The sequence below is a fragment of the Paenibacillus plantarum genome, from assembly GCF_013141695.1.
In the GTDB taxonomy this organism is placed as follows: domain Bacteria; phylum Bacillota; class Bacilli; order Paenibacillales; family NBRC-103111; genus Paenibacillus_E; species Paenibacillus_E plantarum.
The window spans coordinates 573,671-594,896 of the sequence record NZ_WHNY01000075.1; the positions used below are offsets into that span (position 1 = coordinate 573,671).

25 protein-coding genes are annotated in these 21,226 nt (G+C 43.7%); all 25 read left to right on the forward strand.

Annotation, left to right across the window (positions count from 1 at the left end):
• Positions 1-2 precede the first annotated feature (2 nt).
• Positions 3-1,175 carry a metallophosphoesterase family protein gene (locus GC096_RS30670; RefSeq protein WP_171635633.1) on the forward strand — a complete coding sequence of 391 codons (1,173 nt, stop codon included), beginning with the start codon at positions 3-5 and terminating at the stop codon, positions 1,173-1,175.
• Entirely contained in the window at positions 1,172-3,718 is a 2,547-nt protein-coding gene (locus GC096_RS30675; protein ID WP_171635635.1) for a sbcc family protein, read from the forward strand. The genes GC096_RS30670 and GC096_RS30675 overlap by 4 nt, the downstream gene beginning before the upstream one ends.
• A complete protein-coding gene (locus GC096_RS30680; protein ID WP_171635637.1) occupies positions 3,715-3,903 on the forward strand; it encodes a hypothetical protein in 189 nt (62 codons plus the stop codon). Before GC096_RS30675 ends, GC096_RS30680 begins: the two co-directional genes overlap by 4 nt.
• Before the next feature lie 5 nt (positions 3,904-3,908).
• Positions 3,909-4,061 carry a DUF6906 family protein gene (locus GC096_RS30685; protein WP_171635638.1) on the forward strand — a complete coding sequence of 51 codons (153 nt, stop codon included), beginning with the start codon at positions 3,909-3,911 and terminating at the stop codon, positions 4,059-4,061.
• A 54-nt stretch (positions 4,062-4,115) separates the two neighbouring features.
• On the forward strand, positions 4,116-5,090 hold the full coding sequence (locus GC096_RS30690; RefSeq protein ID WP_171635640.1) for a hypothetical protein: 975 nt from the start codon (positions 4,116-4,118) through the stop codon (positions 5,088-5,090).
• Positions 5,068-5,418 (forward strand): replicative helicase loader/inhibitor, encoded by a 351-nt coding sequence (locus GC096_RS30695; RefSeq protein ID WP_171635642.1) that lies wholly within the window; start codon positions 5,068-5,070, stop codon positions 5,416-5,418. Before GC096_RS30690 ends, GC096_RS30695 begins: the two co-directional genes overlap by 23 nt.
• Entirely contained in the window at positions 5,390-6,799 is a 1,410-nt protein-coding gene (dnaB, locus tag GC096_RS30700) for a replicative DNA helicase (protein ID WP_171635643.1), read from the forward strand. Before GC096_RS30695 ends, dnaB begins: the two co-directional genes overlap by 29 nt.
• An 18-nt stretch (positions 6,800-6,817) precedes the next feature.
• Positions 6,818-6,964, forward strand: coding sequence for a hypothetical protein (locus GC096_RS30705; protein WP_171635645.1), 147 nt, complete (start codon positions 6,818-6,820; stop codon positions 6,962-6,964).
• 3 nt (positions 6,965-6,967) lie between these two features.
• On the forward strand, positions 6,968-7,462 hold the full coding sequence (locus GC096_RS30710) for a hypothetical protein (RefSeq protein ID WP_171635647.1): 495 nt from the start codon (positions 6,968-6,970) through the stop codon (positions 7,460-7,462).
• A gap of 3 nt (positions 7,463-7,465) precedes the next feature.
• The gene (locus tag GC096_RS38510) at positions 7,466-8,389 is read left to right on the forward strand and encodes a 2-methylcitrate dehydratase (protein WP_216626294.1); all 924 of its coding nucleotides are present in this window, start codon (positions 7,466-7,468) and stop codon (positions 8,387-8,389) included.
• Between the two features lie 17 nt (positions 8,390-8,406).
• Entirely contained in the window at positions 8,407-8,763 is a 357-nt protein-coding gene (locus GC096_RS30720) for a hypothetical protein (protein WP_171635649.1), read from the forward strand.
• A 27-nt stretch (positions 8,764-8,790) separates the two neighbouring features.
• Complete coding sequence (locus GC096_RS30725) at positions 8,791-9,963, forward strand: DNA-methyltransferase (protein ID WP_171635651.1); 1,173 nt, start codon at positions 8,791-8,793, stop codon at positions 9,961-9,963.
• Positions 9,964-10,068: 105 nt separating this feature from the next.
• Positions 10,069-10,635 (forward strand): sigma factor-like helix-turn-helix DNA-binding protein, encoded by a 567-nt coding sequence (locus GC096_RS30730; protein WP_246303061.1) that lies wholly within the window; start codon positions 10,069-10,071, stop codon positions 10,633-10,635.
• A gap of 82 nt (positions 10,636-10,717) precedes the next feature.
• The gene (locus GC096_RS30735) at positions 10,718-11,428 is read left to right on the forward strand and encodes a stalk domain-containing protein (protein WP_171635653.1); all 711 of its coding nucleotides are present in this window, start codon (positions 10,718-10,720) and stop codon (positions 11,426-11,428) included.
• A gap of 21 nt (positions 11,429-11,449) precedes the next feature.
• On the forward strand, positions 11,450-11,887 hold the full coding sequence (locus GC096_RS30740; protein WP_171635655.1) for a ribosomal-processing cysteine protease Prp: 438 nt from the start codon (positions 11,450-11,452) through the stop codon (positions 11,885-11,887).
• 53 nt (positions 11,888-11,940) lie between these two features.
• Entirely contained in the window at positions 11,941-12,243 is a 303-nt protein-coding gene (locus GC096_RS30745; protein ID WP_171635657.1) for a hypothetical protein, read from the forward strand.
• Positions 12,244-12,384: 141 nt separating this feature from the next.
• Positions 12,385-13,674 (forward strand): DNA modification methylase, encoded by a 1,290-nt coding sequence (locus GC096_RS30750; protein ID WP_171635658.1) that lies wholly within the window; start codon positions 12,385-12,387, stop codon positions 13,672-13,674.
• Positions 13,675-13,753: 79 nt separating this feature from the next.
• Complete coding sequence (locus GC096_RS30755; protein ID WP_171635660.1) at positions 13,754-14,125, forward strand: hypothetical protein; 372 nt, start codon at positions 13,754-13,756, stop codon at positions 14,123-14,125.
• A gap of 253 nt (positions 14,126-14,378) precedes the next feature.
• Complete coding sequence (locus GC096_RS30760; protein ID WP_171635662.1) at positions 14,379-14,606, forward strand: hypothetical protein; 228 nt, start codon at positions 14,379-14,381, stop codon at positions 14,604-14,606.
• A 320-nt stretch (positions 14,607-14,926) separates the two neighbouring features.
• Positions 14,927-15,724, forward strand: a complete 798-nt coding sequence (locus tag GC096_RS30765; protein ID WP_171635663.1) for a stalk domain-containing protein — start codon at positions 14,927-14,929, stop codon at positions 15,722-15,724.
• Positions 15,725-15,790: 66 nt separating this feature from the next.
• Positions 15,791-16,630, forward strand: a complete 840-nt coding sequence (gene terS, locus GC096_RS30770) for a phage terminase small subunit (protein ID WP_171635665.1) — start codon at positions 15,791-15,793, stop codon at positions 16,628-16,630.
• Positions 16,623-17,864 (forward strand): PBSX family phage terminase large subunit, encoded by a 1,242-nt coding sequence (locus GC096_RS30775; RefSeq protein ID WP_171635667.1) that lies wholly within the window; start codon positions 16,623-16,625, stop codon positions 17,862-17,864. The genes terS and GC096_RS30775 overlap by 8 nt, the downstream gene beginning before the upstream one ends.
• 23 nt (positions 17,865-17,887) lie before the next feature.
• Positions 17,888-19,330: a phage portal protein gene (locus GC096_RS30780; protein ID WP_312886376.1), complete on the forward strand. Its 1,443-nt coding sequence runs from the start codon at positions 17,888-17,890 to the stop codon at positions 19,328-19,330.
• Positions 19,327-20,982 carry a minor capsid protein gene (locus tag GC096_RS30785; RefSeq protein WP_171635668.1) on the forward strand — a complete coding sequence of 552 codons (1,656 nt, stop codon included), beginning with the start codon at positions 19,327-19,329 and terminating at the stop codon, positions 20,980-20,982. The genes GC096_RS30780 and GC096_RS30785 overlap by 4 nt, the downstream gene beginning before the upstream one ends.
• Positions 20,936-21,085, forward strand: a complete 150-nt coding sequence (locus GC096_RS30790; RefSeq protein WP_171635670.1) for a hypothetical protein — start codon at positions 20,936-20,938, stop codon at positions 21,083-21,085. Before GC096_RS30785 ends, GC096_RS30790 begins: the two co-directional genes overlap by 47 nt.
• Positions 21,086-21,226 lie beyond the last annotated feature (141 nt).

Sequence of the window (21,226 nt, forward strand, 5' to 3'; positions counted from 1 at the left end):
CTTTGAAAATAGCTCATGTTGCAGATAGTCACTGGGGACTCGGTTATCCGGGCCCTAACCCATATTCTCGATTTGGGGATATAACAAGAACAATGGATTGGGTCGCTGATCGGATTATTGAAGAAGGATGCGAGGTTGTACTCTTTGCCGGCGACGCGTTTAAGGATGCCAGGGTGTTCATTGATCGGGCTACGATCGAGATTGCGGCGTTTACGCAGTGGTTGCGGCGATTAAGCAGCGCGGGGTGTAAGGTCGTTGTAATTAGTGGAACACCTTCACACGATGCGGTCTCTGCTTACGAGATCATCAAAGAAATGTCTATTCCTAAAGTTACGATCTTCACAGCACCAGGCGGTCTCGTATTAGGTACACCAGAAAATGAATTATCCATAAGCTGCCTACCTGGCATGAATCGCAGTCAGTTTGCTACTCAAGAGGATTTTAAAGATTTATCTCCTAATGAGTTTCATCAAAAGATGACGGAATGGATCTATGAGAAGTGTTCTGAATTAGCTGCTTATAGTAAGGGGACCAACATACTCATGTCTCATCTAACGTTTGACCTGGCTGATACAGGCTTTGAAGACGTGCTTCTGATGAACGAACCGATTCTTACCGATGAGGCTGCACAGCTGTTCGATCTAGTCGCTCTTGGCCATATTCACCGGCCACAGCAAGCTGGGAGAAATGTCTTTTACAGTGGTGCTCCTGAACGTCATAACTTCGGAGATGAACGGACTGCGCCAGGCTTTTGGATTCATGAATTAACAGCAAAGCAAACCTTTGCATCAACTTTTATAGGAACGCCTGCTCGCCGATTTAAAACCATTGATTGGTGCGATATGGATATTGAAGCTTGGCTGGATGGGCAAGTGGATGAGTTTGCATCCATTAAAGATGCAATCGTCCGGGTCCGGTACACCTGCAGCGAAGATCTACAGAAGCGATTCGATCGTAGGACGTTGGAAAAGTCACTGTATGATGCTGGCGCATTCTTTGTGCATGAGATTAAAGCAGACATTGAACGCTCCGATCGGGTTCGTGACGTTGAGGTGACCGAGAGTCTTGGTCCGCAAGTTGCACTAGCTAAATGGTCTGAGAACCAAGGCATTGAAACAGCGGAAATAAGCGAGCTGCAGGCACTCACTGCTGAACTACTGGAGGCGATCTCATGAATCCATTAACGCTAGAATTAGTTAACTTCCGCGCAATTCCTTTTGCACACATAGATCTAACAGACGTTACAATCGCGGCCATTTGCGGAAGAAACGGTGCGGGGAAGAGCTCTGGTTTCACCATGGCGCCTAGATTTGCATTGTTCGGTGATGTGATTGAGGGAGTTAGCATGGATGATCTTGTAAAGCGAGGTACGCAGGATATGGCCGTCACTTTTACATTTGAGCATCAGGGCAGCACCTACCGAACGATCCGGACGCGCTCACTTAAAGGTAATGGGAAGAGCACTTTGGAGTTCCAGCAGCAAATTAATGACCGGTGGGAGAGTAAGTCTGCTGAGAAAATCAAAGATACGGAAGCAGTAATCCGCAGTCTCTTGAATCTCGATGATGAAACTTTCACTGCTTCGAGCATGATTATGCAGGGTAAAGCCAATGAGTTTACAGCTAAGTCAGCCGGTAAGCGGAAAGAGATCTTGCAGCAGATTCTTGGACTTAACATTTACGAGCGTCTACAAGAAGCAGCTAGACATAAGGCAGCGGCGCTACATATTGAGATCGAAAAAGCGAAGGATAAACTGGCCGAGCATGATGCTCGGCTGTTGCTGAAGCCTTCCAGGATCGAGCTAATTGAAAATCTAACTCGTGAATCCGATGACATGAAATCATTCATCCTGGTAAAAGAAGCCGCTTTGGTACAACAGGAAGAGAAGATTCGTATTCTTCAAACCAATGCTGAGAAATCTGCAGAGCTTAAAAGTCAGGTGGCTTCTATTTTAAGAGAGCTCGCTCCACTTCAATTAGAAAAGGAGAGCCTTCTTGCAAAGCTCGGACGAGCAGAGAAGATACTTTCGAGGGAAGCGGAGATTGTTACCAATACGGATGAGTTTTATCTAGCAAAAGAGCAGATCGCAGCGCTCGAGGCACGGCTTCCGGATCAGGAGCGATTAGCCTCTGAGCTTGAACACATGGAATTATCTATCCTTCATTTAAAGAATGAGTTGGACCCGCTAGACCATAGGATTAGGAACCTTCAGCAATTGCTTCAGAGTCGAGTGCTATTCATGGCTAAGGCAGATGAATATAAGGCGGCCTGCATACAGTTAACCCAAACAGAGCAGCTTGCTGAACAATGGGATTCAATAGAAAAGGAAATCTTAGACATTCGAGCAAAAGTGAGCGTCGAGCAGACAAGGATCAACACAACGAAGAGTTTGCTTGAATCAGAAATTCGAATGCTTCAAACAAAGACATCGATGCTTGCGGATTCAAATTGTATTGATGTCACTAAGGCTGCTTGCTTGTTTCTATCGGATGCTCAAGATGCCAAGCAATTGTTGGATAGCAAAAATGAAGAGTTTAGCATGTTAGATCATTCTTTATTAAATAAGCTGAATGAATCGTTGAATAGTCTTAATGAAAGTCAGCAAAAGATTGGTTATGATTTTGCAGCTCATCGAGCTTTGAAAATTACTATTGAAGAGCTTAGACCAATGGCAGAAGAAGCAAGTCAAATGCAGGCAAAGGAAGAGCTCCTTGTTAGTTTGCAGGCTCAAAGTACACGGCTTATTGATCAAGTAGGAGAATTAGAACAAAAGCAACACAACACTCAAAATGAGCTCAGGACGTTACTTGAAGCGCTAGCACCTCTTCCAGTGCTTCGTTTACGCGTGGAGAATCTTCAAGCCTGGGCGAACTTGAAAGAACAGATCGGGGCTGCACGTGAGGCCAGACAGAGCTCGACAGCTCGGATTGCTGCCATTGATAGCGAAGTGCAAGCAAAGGAAGAACGTAAACAAACGATCGAGGAAGAGATCTCGCTGCTTCAGCTGAATCTACTGAGTCTGGATTCAGAGGTAGCGCTGCTTCCAACATTTAAGCGTGATCTGCAGCAGCTACACGACCGGCAACATAAACTCATTGAACAGCTTGGCGGCTTGAAGATTGAGCTTGCTTCTCTTGAGAAGGATGAGCAGAGTCGCCTGCAGCTATCAAATGAACTAGAGCCAAAGGCTAAAAAATGGAGCAGATACCAAACTCTCATTCGTGCGTTTGGTCGTGATGGCATCCCAGCTTTAATCATCGAAAATGCAGTTCCTCAGCTCGAGCGAATTGCGAATGAGATTCTTGGCAAGATGTCCAAAGGAAAGCATTTCATTCGATTTGAGACACAACGGGAGCTGAAAAGCCGCGACGGTGTCCAAGAGACATTAGATATTATCATTGGTGACTGGACGTCTGAGCGACCATATGAAACGTTCTCAGGTGGCGAGCAGCTTCGAATCGACTATGCTATTCGGTTTGCTTTAGCCGAGTTACTGGCGCAGCGTGCCGGCAGTAAGGTGGAGTGGTTAACGATTGATGAGGGACTAGGGTCCCAGGATGCTGAGCACCGCGGACTTGTTCTAGAATCCATTAAAGCGGTAGCAGATCGATTCAAGAAGGTACTTGTTATCACGCATATTGAAGAGGCGCAGGCCGTGTTTGAACAACAGATTTACTTTGAAAATACAGATGCTGCCGTACGTGTAAATGTAGCATGAGTCAGCTCGAAGGCGGCTCACCACTCACTAGATCTGGTGTAGGTAAACGAATCTGGGATTTGTTTGAGACGGATCCCGTTCAATTTAAGAAAGAGGTTATCGCGTATTTCGCAACGGCTTACCCAGGTTTCACGGTTGTACGTGCGAAATATCCAGACATTTATTTAAGAGACGATCGGAGGTAGTCACTTTGAAAAATGGAAAGAAACCAACCCGGCAACAGAAGGTTGCGATTATCGCAGCAAACTTGGATCCAAAAGATTGGCTCATTATGAAGAATTTATCCAGTGAATTACACATCCTGCATCGCGTTAAAAAGGAATCAAAAGTTATTTCTGCTTAAGAGCATTACCCCATAACCTAGATTAACAATGTCAGCGCAGAGAGGGGGGTGTGAATGCCATTTCAAACCAATGTACCGACGCTAGAAAAACTCTTAATTCAATTTGAAAACATAGGTGGCCCTGAGATGTATGGTCCTGAGGGAATCGTTATCCTGCTAGCTCTTTGGCGTAAATCAAGCAAGCTAGGATGGAAGGATAGTTTCCAAATGACCAACACAGAGCTGCAGGTTCAAACAGGAATTAAGAGTAGAGAAACGATTAACACACATCGAACAAAGCTCATGAAAGATGGTTTGATGGAGTACACCCCTCCCCCTCGTGGACAAGCAAGAGGAGAGTATAAGCTCAACTTCCATTTCATAGATACCGGCGAAGTTGTCCAAAATATGGACCACTTGGCCGACAACTTTTTAAAAGCTGTCGGTGAACCTGTCCAAAATATGGACCACTTTCATCAAATTGAGGGTAAACCTGTCCAAAAATTGGACCACTTGACCGACACTGTATTAAAGATCTTGATTGATAGATTGATAGATGGATTAGATGATGAGCAGTTGAAATTGAGATGCGGGGTTCTTACGACCGCTGTGGGTTCCTTCTCCACAGGCCAAATACGTCTTGATACGAGCTCGGTGACTCAGCGTGCCGTTGAGGTTGAACGCTATTTTAACCAACGCAAAGGTCGGTTGCAGGGTTCGCCCCTGGACTGGGAGCATGCCATGATGGTGGCGAGAGAGCCGATTCCGATGGAGTTTATCCTCTTTGGAATCGACCTTTCGTTTGCCCGGCACGCTCGGGTTAGAAGGCGTGATACAGATACGATTAATGCCTTCTCGTATTGCCAGAAGGTCATTTTCTCCACGTGGGATCAAGTCATCAAAGCCATTGAGTCTGGAGTCCAAACTACCCCCGTTCCGCCGGGAACAGTCTCCCGGGGCTCGACTCGAAGTCGAAATCAAGAGCAAATGGACGAGCTAGAAAAATTTATCGAGGAGGAGCGGTTACGTGAACAAGTTGGAGATTGCTGAATTGTTCCGTGAAATTAAGCTGCACTATGCTAATTTTGACGCTGGGGCTGATAAACGAGAGGCGTGGCATAAACGCCTTGAGCAAGCTGATAAGACTGCCGTTATGCAAAACCTGGATCAACATATCAAGCTGCGTGAGTTTCCGCCAACTGTAGCTGAACTGCTTAAAACCATAGATCCTTATCAGGGCTATCACGATAACTTGAAAGAGTCAGCACATGAACTTTTCACCGACCTGAATCAGTGGCGTGAGAACTCAGTAGCACCGCCAGAAAGCTTAAGGGAGAAGGTGAGAGATCTTGCAATCAGAAGAGCAAATCGAAATTGATCTTCCACAGAGTATCGAGGCAGAGCAAGCAGTCTTAGGGGCAATCTTGCTTTCGGAGACTGAGACTTACGACACGGTCGAAGGCATCTTGCGGGGGGAAGAGTTTTTCAGTGAGGTGCACGCGCGGATCTTCCGGGCCATGGGTATCCTGCGAGAGAATGAAAAACCAATCGATCTCATCACCGTGACATCCCAGTTGCAAGAAAGCGGGGAACTACCGAAAGTTGGCGGGGTAACTTATCTTTCCCGATTAGCTGAAAGTGTTCCCACAACGGCCAATGTGGCTTACTATGCTGAGATAGTACTTGATCACTATGTCAAAAGACTGACGATTACTGAGGCTAAGGGCTTCTTCGAAAAGGCGAAACAGTCCGGAGATACGGCGGACATGATTGCTAGTCTCCAAGACACACAGAACAAATTGGCTGACCGATCAACAAAGGGGAAAGATTTTCATGTGATCGGGGATGTCTGCATCCAGTGTTTTGAGAATACCGAGAAGGCCTTTATGGGCAAATCAACAAACGGTGTGACTGGTGTTCCATCGGGGTTCTTGGACCTTGACCAAATGACCTCGGGCTTTCAGGGCGGAGATCTTATCATCATGGCTGCACGTCCATCGGTTGGAAAGACGGCTTTTGCTTTAAACGTATCACAAAACGTTGGTGTTAGGGGAAAAAAGAATGTGGCCATATTCTCTCTGGAGATGGGCGCTTCTCAACTGGTACAACGGATGATATGCGCAGAGGCTAATGTTGACGCCAACAGACTGCGGACTGGCTTCATGGAGGGTGACGATTGGGAGAAAATGACGATGGCGATCAGTGCACTTGCTGAGGCGAATATTTTCATCGATGATTCCCCGGCTTTGAATGTTACTGAAATTAGGGCGAAGTGTCGGAGGCTTAAAAAAGAAAAAGGGCTGGACCTAATCTTAATCGATTACCTGCAGCTGATCTCAGGGCACGGACGTCGTGAGAATAGGCAGCAAGAAGTGTCCCATATTTCTAGGTCATTAAAGCAATTGGCTAGGGAGCTGAACGTACCAATCATCGCGCTCTCACAGCTCAGCCGTGGCGTAGAGCAGCGCCAGGACAAGCGACCGATGATGTCGGACCTTCGGGAGTCTGGATCCATCGAGCAGGATGCCGATATCGTAGCCTTCTTGTACCGGGATGATTACTACGATAAGGAATCCGAGAAGAAAAATATTATTGAAATCATCATAGCTAAGCAGCGGAACGGTCCAGTTGGTACAGTGGAACTTGCTTTCCAGAAGAATTACAACAAATTCGTTAATCTGGATCGTACCTTTGAGCCAACAATTGAAAAGCCAAAGAGGTACCCGACGCAGGGCAATGACAAGCGTCGCTGGGCCTAGTGTGAAGGAGCGTGCAACATGCGAGATCCGCTTTTTGAAGTGAAGAATCGATACGTAATCCTCGAGGGTAAGAAAGTAATTGGCGAGGTGTTTGTAATAAATGAGCGCTACATCGCTACGCTCAAGAAAGTACGCAGAGGGATTAGTTGCAGGAAGGCAGGATGATGCATGACACGGTATGTGGGAATCGACCCTTCGACGAAGACCGGATTCGTTGTATTGGACGAATACGGTGATATCTGGGAATCACAGGAGATTGAAGTTCAGGGTAAGGACCCAGAGCGAATGGTGAAACTCATTGATCGAATCCTGACATTGGTATCACCAAATGATGTTGTCTGCATTGAGGATTTTGCGTATGCGCAGGCCAATCGAATGGCGATGCTCGGCGGCATCGGTTGGGGAATACGTATGGAGTTATTTAAGAGAGGCGTTACATACATGGAAGTTGCCACAGGACAACTTAAGAACTTTGCCGGCTGCAAGGGGAACTGCTCCAAGGAAGATCTTATCATTCCAATTTACGAACTCTGGGGATTTAGGAACGGTAGCGACAACGTGCGGGATGCCTTTATCCTTGCTCAGATTGCTCGAGCCATAAAAGAAACAGTAAAGCTAAAAGCTTTTCAAAGAGACGTTATAAAAAAAGTGAGAGGAAGATAGCGAATGGCCTACATTGAAGCTGAAGGAGTCCTGGTCAATGCAAACATGAAGAAGGGAGGTAAGCTTCTCATTCAAATTGAGATTTCAGAGGATTTGGAGAATAGAGAGGATTACTTTCATCTACGGAAGATGATTGAGAAAAATGTTCGATTCTCTTTGGATAGTTTGGTCGTTGCGTATAACGTGACGGTGAATGCCAGGACGAACAAACCGATTCGTGAGTATAAAGTGGATAATAACGGCGTTGTATCAGAAGTGAAATTAGAAGGTGAACAGGCTGAGATGGATCTCGGGCTGCCTGCAGATAAAGTGCCGACTAAAGAAGAAACTGAAGAGACCGATCGTAAGTTGATTGATGAGTTTATCCGCAGTGGCCTTGCTCCGCAGCATGATGACTTACCATTTGACTTTCAAGCAGCGCTGCAACGATTCTATGATGGGACAGGCTATCCGAGAATCGCTGCTGACTTAAACATCACTCTTGGTGAGCTCTCAGTCATGCTGGATGAATATCGTAAAAGGGTGGCTCCGCTTGCTAAGAAGTGGGACGACTGGAGGCAGGGGCATGAGTCATCAGCTATCGAGAAACCTGCAGGAGAAGCTACTGAATCAGAAGTTGTTGAGGTCAATGGAGCAGAGCTGGAGCAAAGCATCGAAAGCGGCGAACATGCTCCACAAGGTGAAGAACAGCAAGAGCTTGTGGGGAAAGACGAGCTGGAGAATTATATTTTGTGTGGGCAGGGTCCAACATATGAAGATTTAACCTACGATTTTAAGGAGCTGCTAATTCGCAAGCGTAAGGGCGAGACGTGGATGGAAATCGCACAGTCATTAAAGGTTAGCTCAAGCAAGCTATCTAGTGACTGGAGTGAATACAAAAAACGTGTGAAGACATTCTTGGCTGGTGGAGAAAACGGAGCTGCATAAATTGGGAGGGATCGAATATGAAATGGAAGCAAGAGCTATTGTGGGTTAAACGAAATGAGCAAGGCGTGGCATTACGAGTTGAAGAAAAGCTTCCTCCGGGTGTGCCGGCAGATCAGTTTGAGTACGAAGATGAAGTTGGTCTGCTAAAGACTTCAAGTGAGAAATTTGCGATATTCGCTTCGTTAAATCGTTATTTCGAACTTATTCAAATTATTAGACCCACATTGCAGCAAGCAGAAGAAGCGATCATCCTTTTGTGCAACTTATACGGTGCTTCGGATGAAGATGACTTGTTAGAACGGATTGAGCCAGAGCTGATTGAAACCTATAAACAGCTAAAAGATAAAATTCTGATGAATGTAAATGTATATTGAGCTACTTTGCAAGAAAGGAGAGAATATATGCTGCTTTATGGAGATTGCGTTAAAGTGATGCGCGAGCAGTTGCAATCAGAATCATTCCAAACATGCGTTACGTCTCCACCATACTGGGGCTTGAGGGACTACGGTGTACCTGCTAGCGAATGGCCCGAAGTTACTTATATTCCAATGGCTGGTGTACCTCCAATATCGATTTCTACATGGAGCGGCTGTCTTGGACTGGAACCGACTCCTGAAATGTTTGTTGGCCATATGATTCTAGTATTTCGGGAAGTCTGGAGAGTACTGCGCGATGACGGAACACTCTGGCTGAATTTTGGTGATAGTTATGCTGGTGCAGGTCCGCGTAAAGACGAAGGTTTTAACGAAAGGTATCATGGAAAGCAGTATCTATCTAATAAACAGGGCGATATCGACCGTGTCCGTCCAGGAAGGCAAATGCCAAGTGGGTTAAAGGCTAAAGACTTGATCGGGATCCCATGGCGTGTCGCCTTTGCTCTTCAAGCTGACGGTTGGTATCTCCGGATGGATAATATATGGGCTAAACCTAATCCAATGCCAGAGAGTGTGCAGGACAGGACTACAAAAGCCCACGAGTACATTTTTCTTCTATCAAAATCCGAACGTTACTACTACGACAAGGAAGCAATCAAGGAACCAGGAGTTCAAGACGAATGGGCAAATGGCTTTCGTGGAGGAGCATACACTGGGAATAATACTTTTAATAATGCTGAAGGTGGAAAACGTATAGCTCGAGGGAATTATAAAATACCTTCTGGGTGGGATATCGAACAAGGATCGCACGGTACAATTCACCGAACAGGGCGCAGCAAGGCAAATTCGTTTAAGAGGTTTGTGAATGAGTCACCTCCACCAGGTCAGCCACCACAACATCGCGAAGATCGTGAAGAAGTTGAATACAGTGGAATGCGAAATAAGCGAAGCGTTTGGACGGTAGCTACACAGCCATTCCCTGAAGCCCACTTTGCAACTTTTCCAGAAAAGTTAATTGAGCCTTGTATTTTGGCTGGGGCACCAATTGGTGGCCATGTATTAGACCCATTCGGTGGCAGCGGAACAACAGCAAGAGTAGCGATTGCAAATAACCGCAACTACACCCTGATTGACATTAATCCTGAATATATTAAAATGCAACATCGACGGACGGCAAATGTGCAAACGAATTTGTTTTGAACACTAATGAAGAAATAAGAAGAACCCCCGGCTCCTAGCTAGACCACGGGGGTTCAAACATATGTTCCTATAACCTATATTAACACACTGCGGGGGTGTGAGGGAATGGGATACAACGATTTATCTAATGGCTACAAACAAACGGCAGCCATGTTGAGAAGGCTGGCTGAGCAGAAGACAGCTAGGATTAAAGCAATAGAAGTTTACGAAGAAAATAAAGGTCTTGAACGTGTACTTGAGATACAAGACGAGATCTCAATGCTGCAAGCAGACCGGCGGATAATAAATGAAATGATATCTGATTGTGATTGGACGGTTGAATGGCTAGACAGCGGGCGCCGGCCCGGGAATAAACGGGGGATTGAGCGGCGGGCTGCGTACCAGCGTGAGAAGTTAATGGATCCGGTTCGCATGCAGGCGTACATCACACAGAGCTCGGCAGGCAGTCCAGCTAACCTATCTGATTGGCAGAGGTTTCAGATTGAAGATGCATTGTCCAGGCTTAGCGATCGGGAGCGAGAGTGTTATGTGCTTGCCCATGGTGAGTGTTTTTCGTTTAGTGAGATTGCTGGGATGCTGGGGGTGAGCAAAGGAAGCGTTGAGGTTTATGTGATGCGGGCTCAGAAGAAAATATCGGATGATTTGCAGAGTAGCCTATTCCTTGTGGGATAGGTTTTTATTTGGTATTACATGGAAGGGATTTTCAACGCGGAGTTGAATTATTAATGTATCAAACAGAAAAAGGAAGATTAATTTGAAATTCAAAAAAATTGCGATTGTTTCTTCGATTACTTTAGCATTTATTCTTGGTGGTTCAATTGGTGTTAAGGCAGACTCAGTATTAGAGTCGATCTCCGCTTATTTAGATCACAGTATCAAAATAAAATTGTACGGAACTGACTTTGCAATGAAGGACTCGGAAGGGAATAAATTAGAGGCAATAAACTATAATGGAAGCACTTATCTACCATTACGATCAGTAGCAGAAGCGACAGGGATGAAAGTAAAGTGGGAAGAAGAGTCAAGAACAGCAACGTTAGAAAAGGATTCAATTGTACTTGCTAATTCTACAGATACAAGCGGAGTTAAAATTAGTGTCGATGGGCTATGGAGTCCAACTTATATTACAAATGTTAAGAAGATTTATAGCAACTGGTATATGGGCGTTTTATTTGAGACTACACCAATTGCTGATAAAACTTTCAAGGATATTATTTCAATGAAAACTCAAGAAATAAAGAAATATTCGAAAATTATTGAAACTAAAGAGATGAATGTTGGAGAATTAAAAGGGACTTATATTGATTATGAAGAACCAGATTCTCGCAGTAAGATGGTTCTTTTAGAAAGTAATAATTCTAAGGAATACTTCACGGTTCAAGTATTTGTTGAAAAGAGTAAATACAGTGATGAGAATAAAGATGCTTTTGATCAAGTTATTTCAACATTTGGAAGATATAGATAGTTTATGAAGAGGGATGAAAGAATGGAGTTTTCTAACGAAATTGAAATTCAAAGATCGATAATTGATTATGAGACTGAGGAATATAATCCATTTGTAGTAACATTTTACTATAACAGTAAAAATATTTTGTACGGTTTTGTAGCAAGAGGTGAAACTGGTTTTACTCAATATGGTCTCGATATAATCGCAGCTGGAGTTTCCGCCTTAGTAATAAACACTGTAAACTCAGTTCAACAATTAACTAACGATCATGTTGATTCTGAAGTGAAACGTAATTTCACTAAATTCATTTTACCTAAGCTTCAAGATAATAATGGAAGTCGAGAGGCTATTGTATTATTACAGTCGCTAAAGTTAGGAATACATAGTATACAAAACACTTATGGACAAAAGTATATAACAATTGAAGAAATAAGAGAGGAAAAGAAAACTCTTTTAAAGAGACTCTTTGTTAAATAACAATACAATAGCAATCAAGATGCAGCAGTTATGATAAATGGAGTTGATGAAAATTGTTGAAAATAAGATTTGAAGACATTACTTATTTAGACAATCACAAAATAAAGTATTCTTCTCTTCCTGGCGAAGAAAAAGAGATAATCTTCCAAGATTGTAATAATAACTATATAAAACAGAAACAAAACTCAAACATTGTGAATAGGTGTGTTGGAGTTAGAGATATTACGGCCAATCCTCCTTTTATCGGTTTGTACAGTGATCCTCCAGCAAAAGTTATATTTAGCTCCGAGGAAGCGTTTGGGGATTTCAGGAACAAGATACATAAATTTGATTGGATTACCTTAGATTTGAGTTAGTCAATAATTTAACTGCCAAAGAGTCGCAGAAAAAGCGGCTCTTTTTGTCGTACAGATGCCACCATTAAGTGAAAGGATAAAGCACTCTAACCGGTGTTTTTCTTTTTACTCAAAAACCGACATTACTTAAGGAGAACGCAAATGAGAATAGAAACTTTAAAAATAGATCAAGTGAACCCCAACAGCTGGAACCCAAATGAAATGGACGATCATATCTATAAATCATTGGTAGAAAGCATCCGTAAGCACGGTGTGCTGCAGCCGATCCTGGTCCGAAGTGACATGACTATCGTTAAGGGGGAGAAGCGTTGGAGGGCAGCTCAAGAAGCTGGCCTTACAGAACTTATCTGCGTGATCGTGGAGTCAACTGATGAGGAAGCGAAGCTCTTAACCATCAGTCTGAGCCATTTGCGTGGCAGGACTAATGAAGAGCTGCTGGCAGCGCTACTGGAGGAGCTATCCGCATTCTTTACAATCGAGGAGATATCTTTACAGACCGGTTTTCAAATGGACGAGCTAAATTCATTGATTCCAGGGTTAATCGCGGACACTGAGCTTATTACTCCGGTCCAAGAGGATGATTTTAATGTCCAGCGTGCATTGGACGAGATTAAAGAACCTGAGACTCGATATGGCGATGTATGGCAGCTTGGTAGGCATATCTTAGTGTGTGGTGATGCCACTAAGCCTGAGGACGTGCAGAAACTCATGGCGGGCGTCAAGGCGGCGCTTGTTGTTACTGACCCTCCTTATAACGTTGCTGTTGAGAGTGATTCAGCTCGGCTGGCCGCAGATGGTCGCGGTACAATAATGAACGACGATATGCCCGCAGAGGAGTTTGCGGGCTTTTTGAATTCCGTATTTTCTTGTTATGCGGAAGCAATGGATCCAAAAGCAGCTATTTATGTATTTCATCCTTCTTCGTATCAACGGGAGTTTGAGTGTGCAATGAACGCGGCCGGCATCGTGGTAAGGTCCCAGTGCATTTGGTCTAAGAACGCTGCATCCTTTGGCTGGTCGCAGTATCGATACAAGCATGAGCCTGTGTTCTACGCGCATTTAAAGGGCAAGTCGCCGGCATGGTATGGAGATCGCAAGCAGACAACCATTTGGAAGTCAGGATTGCCCCAGGAGTTTCCCGAGCCTGAGACGATTTGGGAAGTGTCCCGGGGGGATGTCACGAAGTATGTTCATCCTACACAGAAGCCGCTGGAGCTTTTGCAGATCCCGATCGGGAACAGCAGTCAGCGAGGGGAAATCGTTTTGGACTTCTTCGGTGGCAGCGGATCTACACTTATGACTTGTGAGCAAATGGACCGGACATGCAGGACCCTGGAGTTGGATCCGGTTTTTTGTGATGTTATTAAGAAGCGGTTTTATGAGTGGACTGGTATTGAGCCGGTCCTTTTAAATCGAGTAGCAGCTGCATAAACAATGGGGGAAGTGCAGGAAAGTTTATTTACTTGGCGAATACATCAAACATCGAAAGTTATCAATGAGGTGAAATAATATGACATCATATAAGTTTAGACCATTTTTGAGTTTAATAGGATTTTGTATATTTATTTTCACGATATTGGTTATTGTCGCTTTTAGATTAGCAACAGACCCAGGTTCAAAAATGCTCTTATCAACTTTTAGCGCAGTCTTATCAGTTTTTACCTTACTCTGGGGGATTATGGGTGTTATTGAATTAATCTCATTAATCAAAAAAGCCAATAGGATGAAAGCTGATTATAAAAATGAACAAATCAGCAGAGAAGAGTATCGTAGGGGAAGAATTAGTCTTAAAGTTTGTTTCATTGCAAATGTAAGTTATCTTGTTATTTTTTCATTTCAACTTTGGTATGTTATCAGTAATTGGGATACGTTTAATGTATAAAATAAAAAAACTCTCGTTGGATCGCAGTATTACGGTGAAAGTTTGCTCAATAATAAATATGAAAACCGCCTGATTTGGCGGTCTTTTTTATAACCAAATCAAATTTAGATATTACTAAAAAATAAAAAAGAAGGACGCGCTAACGTCCTTCTCAGGCACCGGACACTCCCGGTGAGATCATGTTTGCCGTGGCCACGGTTATACGAACGCATGATCTCACAACTATTCTAACGGATGTTGGGAGTGTTCGCAATTGAAAGATGAAAATACGAACAAAGAAAATGAAGAGCTGCTATTAAAACATGAGCTTTCGCTGATCGAAGGTATCCTGGAATCCAAGTCGAAGTATCGTAAGATCATACAAGCTGGCATTGCTCGCTGGGTTAAAGATTTTCAAGATGGGCGTATTGAGATCAAGTCGGTTGAGGATCTGAAGAAGTTGATTGAGATTGATTTGGAGTTACAGAAGGATGAAATATAAGCAACACAAGAGAAATGATATGTTCTCTAGTAACGTAAGTTTGTACATGCTACATTGTTAACTAAGGACTTACTTGAGGCTGTAGCCTCAAACCAAGCCTATGCTGTGGTAAACCATGGCGTCGCATTAACTAAATTAGCTAATTGAGAAACCCACCGTAGGCGCCAACCAACCTTACGCGGTGGGTTTCTTCTTGATCAAATTAAAGCAGTATCGATTGGTAGTGATGCGAAAGGATGGATAATTATGAACAAAAGAGGAGATCTGATATTGATGCAGAATTTGTCATAAGGAAATGATAACCATAAAGGGGAAATAAAATGAAAACTTTCTTTAAAAGCAAAAAAGCAATGTTTCTAGGAGCATTAGCTATCTTTACGCTTGGTAATGTATCAGGGGTTTCAGCGAGTAGCACTCTTAAGGAAATTACGGCATATTTAGATGGCAGTATCCGTATTGTCGTTAATGGTCTTCCATTTACTGCAAAAGATTCTGACGGAAAAGTACTAACTCCTATTAATTATGAAGGAAACACTTATTTGCCACTAAGAAGTGTAGCTGAAGCGACAGGACTACACGTAGGCTGGGATGAGGCAACAAGAACTGCAACTTTAGGGGCCTTAGGAAACAATGAATCAGAGAGCCATGTTGAAGTCTCTGCAGACAAATCTTTTGAATTCACTTTACCTGGGACATGGATAAGAAATGACAAAGGAATGAATATTAAAAACCCTGAAATAGCTTTTGGTGCTATTAGCATTAAATCAGATGTCCCAATCTATATGGGGGTAATACCTGAGTCTAAGAGCTTGTACTCAGATATAACAAGACTTGAAGATTATCAAAAAATAATTATTGATAACTTGAAAAGTAATGAGATAATGACTAATTTCAAACAATCACCGGTAACTGATTTAACACTAAACGGAAATCCAGCAAAACAAGTGGTACTACAAGGCACTCTTAGTAACAGTATAAATGTTTCTTTTCTTTATACTTTTGTCGAAACAAATAATAGATACTATCAAATTATTTGCTGGACATCAGATAAACTAATGGTTGACTTGAAGGAAGATGTTACTAAAATTGTTAGTTCATTTAAAGAAATGAAACGATAACCGTTAGCATCAAGGGTAATATCTTGATGCTTTTTATTTTTTTATTCCGGAGGTGGGTGATATGTAATGCCAAGAGAACGGAGTCCTGATAGGGATAAAGCAAAACAAATTTGGATTAGCAGCAACGGCAAGTTGAAACTCAAGGACCTTGCAGCAGAGCTCGGCCTTGGTGAAACCCAGATAAGAAAATGGAAGAGCCAAGACAAGTGGGACGTATCGTTGAAAAGTAACGTTACTAATGAAGCGAAAGGTAACGTTACTAAACGAATAGGTGCGCCGAAAGGTAATAAAAATGCTGTCGGTAATAAAGGCGGAGCTCCGAAAGGGAGTAAGAATGCGCTTGGTAACCGTGGTGGTTATGGCGGGCCGCCAGGTAATAAGAAAGCAGTTTCCACCGGTGAGTTTGAATCCATTTGGATGGATACGCTGGAAGAAGATGAGCAGGAGCTAGCCCGGCAAGTCGAGACGGATCCGGTCCGGCAAGCCGATGAAGCAATAACTCTTCTCTCAATAAGAGAAAGACGTATGCTGCAGCGAATCCAAAATCTTCGAAACGCACTTTCTGAAAAGCAGCGGAAGGTCATTCAGGAGCGAATTGCAGTCAAAGATGTCCAGACCATTCACGACGAGAAGACTGGTACTTCAAAGAGTGTTGTTGTTCCAATGGATAAGCTAGTCACAACAAAGATTGAGGAATCAGACATAAGAGTAATTGATGATCTGCTGCGCCTGGAGGAAGCTTTGACTAGGGTGCAAGATAAGAAGCTGAAAGCAATCGATTTGAAAAATAGATTTGTTGATGCGGAGCGTGACTTGCGCATTCAAAAGCTGCAGGCTGAGGTCAATTCCTTAAACAACAATACCGTGGTGGATCCAGTCGTCTTTAAGGATGATCTACATGAGTGAGGTAAGCCTGCAACAGACCATAGGTAAAGGATACATGGACTTCTGGCGCTTCCGCGGTCGTTACCGTGTTGTAAAGGGTGGCCGGGGGTCCAAGAAGAGTGTTACCGCTGCACTATGGCATATCTACCACATGATGAAGATGCCGAAAGCGAATACGCTTGTTATCCGGAAGACTTTTAATGCACATAAGGATTCAACCTTTGCTCAGCTTAAATGGGCCACTCATCGCCTGGGAGTTGCTCATCTATGGCAGTTTAAGAAAAGCCCACTCGAGGCTACATATAAACCAACTGGTCAGAAGATCCTGTTTCGTGGCCTAGATGACCCGATGTCCATCACTTCGATTACGGTGGATACGGGCTATTTGTGCTGGGCCTGGTTTGAAGAGGCCTACCAGATATTAAACGAAGATGATTTTGATAAGATTGATATGTCCATCCGTGGTGAGCTTCCGGAGGGCTACTTTAAACAATTGACGCTGACTTTTAACCCGTGGAATGAACGCCATTGGTTGAAGCAGCGTTTTTTTGATGTCTCCAATCCTAATATCCTTGCTCTAACAACTACATTTAAAAGTAATGAGTTCCTGGGGGACGACGACCGGGAATTGTTCGAATGGATGCGGAAGCATAAGCCGAAGCGTTATCGTGTGGAAGGTGAGGGTAACTGGGGAATTGCTGAAGGGGCTATCTTTGAGAATTGGTGTGAAGAGGAATTCGAATGGCGGGACATCGCTAAGCTGCCCGGCTACAAGGCCATATTCGGTTTAGATTTCGGATACACAAATGACCCTAGTGCTTTCATTGCAGCTCTCGTTAATAAGGATCTGAAGAAGATCTACATATTCGATGAACATTACGAGGGGGCTCTGACCAATGACAAAATTGCAGAGATCATTAAGAAGAAGAGCTATGCGAAGGAAAAGATTGTTGCAGATTCTTCAGAGCCTAAGTCCATCGATGAGATCCGGGGTTATGGCATAAATCGGATACGTGCTGCTGAGAAGGGGCAGGACAGCGTGATAAACGGTATCCAGTATCTGCAACAGTATGAAATCATCGTGCATAAGTTCCGTTGCCCAAACGTTAGCATGGAGCTCTCTAGCTACGTGTGGGACCAGGATAAGACAGGGCGGTTTCTTAATAGACCGATCGATGATTTCAACCATGCGATGGATGCACTGCGTTATGCCATGGAGCAGATACGAAAAGGCTCTGGCGTTTCGTTCGATTAATAAGGATTGGAGGTAAACCTACGGTGACACCAGAAATGCAAAACATTGCAGCTATTCTAAGGGCCGGAGCTGCTTCGGCTATGGGTATTGAAGAAATCATCCAACAGGAGATCAGTGATTGGAAGAGAGATCCGCTAAGGAAGCTGATGCTAATCGGAGAGCAGTACTATGGGTTAGAGCATGATGTCTTGAAACATAAACGCATGACGATTGGTGAAGGCGGCGTACCTATTGAAGCCATTCATTTGGCTAACAATAAGCTACCACATGGGTTTGTACGAAAGCTCGTTGATCAAAAAGTTGGATATTTGCTCAGTAAGCCTTTAAGTATTCAAACGGAGAATAAAAGCTATGAAGATTTGCTGAAGGATTTTTTCAGTAAGTCTTTTTTGCGCTTGTTACAATCCCTTGGCCGGGAAGCAATCAATAAGGGCAAAGCTTGGGTCCATATCTACTACAATCCTGCCGGCGTATTGTCACTGAAACGAATTCCATCTGAGGAGTGTATTCCTTTGTGGCGAGATGCGGCTCACACTGAGCTGGATGCGCTTATTCGGGTTTACGAGGTTGATGTGTACGAAGGCAAGACGAAAAAGACGATCAAGAAGATTGAATTTTGGGATACCACTGGAGTGTATCGGTATGTCCTTGATGGCGTTGGCATGAATCCAGACGTAGAGGCTGGTGATCATGGGACTCACTTCACTTTTATAGAGGGAGATAGTGAGCTGCCTTTGAACTGGCAGCGTGTACCATTTGTCTGCTTCAAATATCATGAAGATGAATTGCCTCTTGTTAAATTCGTACAAGCTTTGGTGGATGATTATGATCGCAAGAAAAGCGATAACTCCAACAACCTTGATGATCTACCTAATAGCATCTATGTAATTAAAAACTACGATGGTCAGGACCTGGGGGAGTTTAGGCGTAATCTTTCGGTGTTCCGGGCCGTAAAGGTAATGGATGATGGTGGCGTAGATACACTCTCGCTTGATATCGACACCGAGGCATATAAAACCCACCAAGATATGAATCGCAAAGATATATACGAGTTTGGGCGCGGCGTCGATACGCAGTCCGACAAGTTTGGAAACAGTCCAAGTGGGATTGCTTTAAAGTTTCTTTACCAGGACCTGGACTTAGATGCCAATGACATTGAGACTGAGTTTCAGGCTAGTCTCGAGCAACTGCGTTGGTTCATTGATACGCACCTTGCCAACAGTGGGTTAGGGGATTACTCAGGGGAAGCCGTCGATTTCATCTTAAACCGAGATATTCTTATCAACGAGATGGATACCATTACAAACGCCAAGAACAGTGTGGGTGTCATATCCGATGAAACGATCGTTGCGAACCATCCGTGGGTGACAAATACGCAAGATGAAATGAAAAGACTCGAGTCCGATCGAAAGAAGGCATTCGAGGATGAAGCTTATATGAATGAACTTAATGGAACATCAGCATGAGATCTGCAGAATATTGGGCCGGACGGATGGAGCAACTGAATGAGGCGCAGCTTGCTAGAGGTGAAGCTTATGTACAGAACATGAATCGTGAATATGGTAAAGCGATGGCATCGATTCAGAAGGATTTGGATGTGTTTTATCAGAGGTTTGCGAAGAACAATAGCGTGGATTTAGCGACAGCACGTCAGATGCTGAAAGCTGGCGAATTAAAAGAATTCAAATGGTCCGTAGAGGATTACATGAAAGCCGGCAGGGAGAATGCAATTGATCAACGATGGATGAAGGAGTTAGAGAATGCGAGTATCCGCGTTCGAATGAGCCGGCTAGAGTCACTGCAGCTTCAAATGAGGCAGCATATCGAATTACTATCAGCAAAGCGTCAAGCTGGGGCTTCGGGATTGTTTGGTGGCATCTATAAGGATAATTATTATCAAAGCATTTTTGAACTCCAAAAGGGAATAGGACTTGGAGCTAGTTTCGCTAAACTAAACACACGCCAGCTTAATGACATGCTTGTAACACCTTGGGCGCCGGATGGGAGCAACTTCAGTCAGAGGATTTGGGTAGATCGATCCAAGCTAATTCATGAGCTTCAGACAACTCTAACTCAAGGTTTAATTCGTGGCGACTCATCCGAGATGATGATAAAAAGGCTATCAGAGCGTATGGGTGTGTCTCGTGCTCGCGCGGAAACATTAATCCTAACAGAGTCAGCCTATTTCTCTGGAGCTTCTCGTAGGGCTTCGTATGTAGAGCTGAACGTTGAAAAGTTTAAGAACGTTGCCACCCTAGATAAGAAAACATCAGATAAGTGCCGTACAATGGATGGCACTATGTTCTTGGTTTCAGAAGCGCAGGCCGGGCTAAATTGTGCGCCATTTCATGCGAGATGTAGAACCGTCGATATACCGCACTTTGAAGATAATGTTAAAGAGAGGGCAGCTCGGAGCCCCAAAGGAAAGACCTATGATGTTCCTGGCGACATGACTTATCCTGAGTGGGAAAAACAGCATGTTCATGGAAGTGTTACCGAACCACCAGGAGAAGGACCTAATCGCAAGTATAATCCAAAGGCAGCTTACTTTGCAGAATTACCAGAGGTGCATGAGAATGTACTTGAAAAACTGGCTGATACAAATAGAGAACTAGCGCGTCAAGGATATAAAAACGGTAAGGAGACGGTGGTGTTGATGCACAACCGTTCGGGGTCTGAAGTTGGGAGAGCTACAGGAGAGATCGATACAGTTAAGTTTACAAAAGATATGCATAATGCGCTTAAATCGGCGGAAAACAATTCAATCATACTTACACATAATCATCCAAGAGGAACAAGGTTAAATGTATTTGATATACAGAACTTTGGTGTATATCCTTCTCTCTCCGCCATCGTAGCCGTAGGCCATGATGGCGGAATTAGCTATGTATCTACACTTGGTAAACTGGTTACTTTGTCTATTTTCAATGAAACAATGGCGAAAGTTGCTAGAAAAGTGGATGTGGAGTTAAAGACATCGCGAGAGTATGCTATAATGTCTTCATCAGAGAAAGTATCATATTTTAACCATCTGGTGCTCCTGGGCATCGTTGAAGAATTGGGGTGGCGGTATGGAGAAGAATTCACAGCAGCAAGGGGAGCGGATTGGGGGAATTGATGACCGGCCGCTTGAATTAGACCCTAATGATCCGAACTTTGTTGATGATTACATTAAGAAAATTACGGAACGATTTGGAATTAAAGAAAATGATAGTAAGTAATGAGCACTCACATTTGCGTGGGTGCTTATTTAGTTGGCTTTGAGCAGTTTAATTGAATACAGTATCGGAAGCCATAAGTCAGGAACTCGTGCTTCCGTTGTTCTTAATATTCTCAAAATGAGAATTATAATTTAATAATTT

Coding starts and splice junctions, on each gene's coding strand:
- GC096_RS30675 (WP_171635635.1), top strand. CDS start 1,172: ATGAATCCATTAACGCTAGAATTAGTTAACTTCCGCGCAATTCCTTTT.
- GC096_RS30680 (WP_171635637.1), top strand. CDS start 3,715: ATGAGTCAGCTCGAAGGCGGCTCACCACTCACTAGATCTGGTGTAGGT.
- GC096_RS30690 (WP_171635640.1), top strand. CDS start 4,116: ATGCCATTTCAAACCAATGTACCGACGCTAGAAAAACTCTTAATTCAA.
- GC096_RS30705 (WP_171635645.1), top strand. CDS start 6,818: ATGCGAGATCCGCTTTTTGAAGTGAAGAATCGATACGTAATCCTCGAG.
- GC096_RS30710 (WP_171635647.1), top strand. CDS start 6,968: ATGACACGGTATGTGGGAATCGACCCTTCGACGAAGACCGGATTCGTT.
- GC096_RS38510 (WP_216626294.1), top strand. CDS start 7,466: ATGGCCTACATTGAAGCTGAAGGAGTCCTGGTCAATGCAAACATGAAG.
- GC096_RS30720 (WP_171635649.1), top strand. CDS start 8,407: ATGAAATGGAAGCAAGAGCTATTGTGGGTTAAACGAAATGAGCAAGGC.
- GC096_RS30725 (WP_171635651.1), top strand. CDS start 8,791: ATGCTGCTTTATGGAGATTGCGTTAAAGTGATGCGCGAGCAGTTGCAA.
- GC096_RS30730 (WP_246303061.1), top strand. CDS start 10,069: ATGGGATACAACGATTTATCTAATGGCTACAAACAAACGGCAGCCATG.
- GC096_RS30740 (WP_171635655.1), top strand. CDS start 11,450: ATGGAGTTTTCTAACGAAATTGAAATTCAAAGATCGATAATTGATTAT.
- GC096_RS30750 (WP_171635658.1), top strand. CDS start 12,385: ATGAGAATAGAAACTTTAAAAATAGATCAAGTGAACCCCAACAGCTGG.
- GC096_RS30755 (WP_171635660.1), top strand. CDS start 13,754: ATGACATCATATAAGTTTAGACCATTTTTGAGTTTAATAGGATTTTGT.
- GC096_RS30765 (WP_171635663.1), top strand. CDS start 14,927: ATGAAAACTTTCTTTAAAAGCAAAAAAGCAATGTTTCTAGGAGCATTA.
- terS (WP_171635665.1), top strand. CDS start 15,791: ATGCCAAGAGAACGGAGTCCTGATAGGGATAAAGCAAAACAAATTTGG.
- GC096_RS30775 (WP_171635667.1), top strand. CDS start 16,623: ATGAGTGAGGTAAGCCTGCAACAGACCATAGGTAAAGGATACATGGAC.
- GC096_RS30785 (WP_171635668.1), top strand. CDS start 19,327: ATGAGATCTGCAGAATATTGGGCCGGACGGATGGAGCAACTGAATGAG.
- GC096_RS30790 (WP_171635670.1), top strand. CDS start 20,936: ATGGAGAAGAATTCACAGCAGCAAGGGGAGCGGATTGGGGGAATTGAT.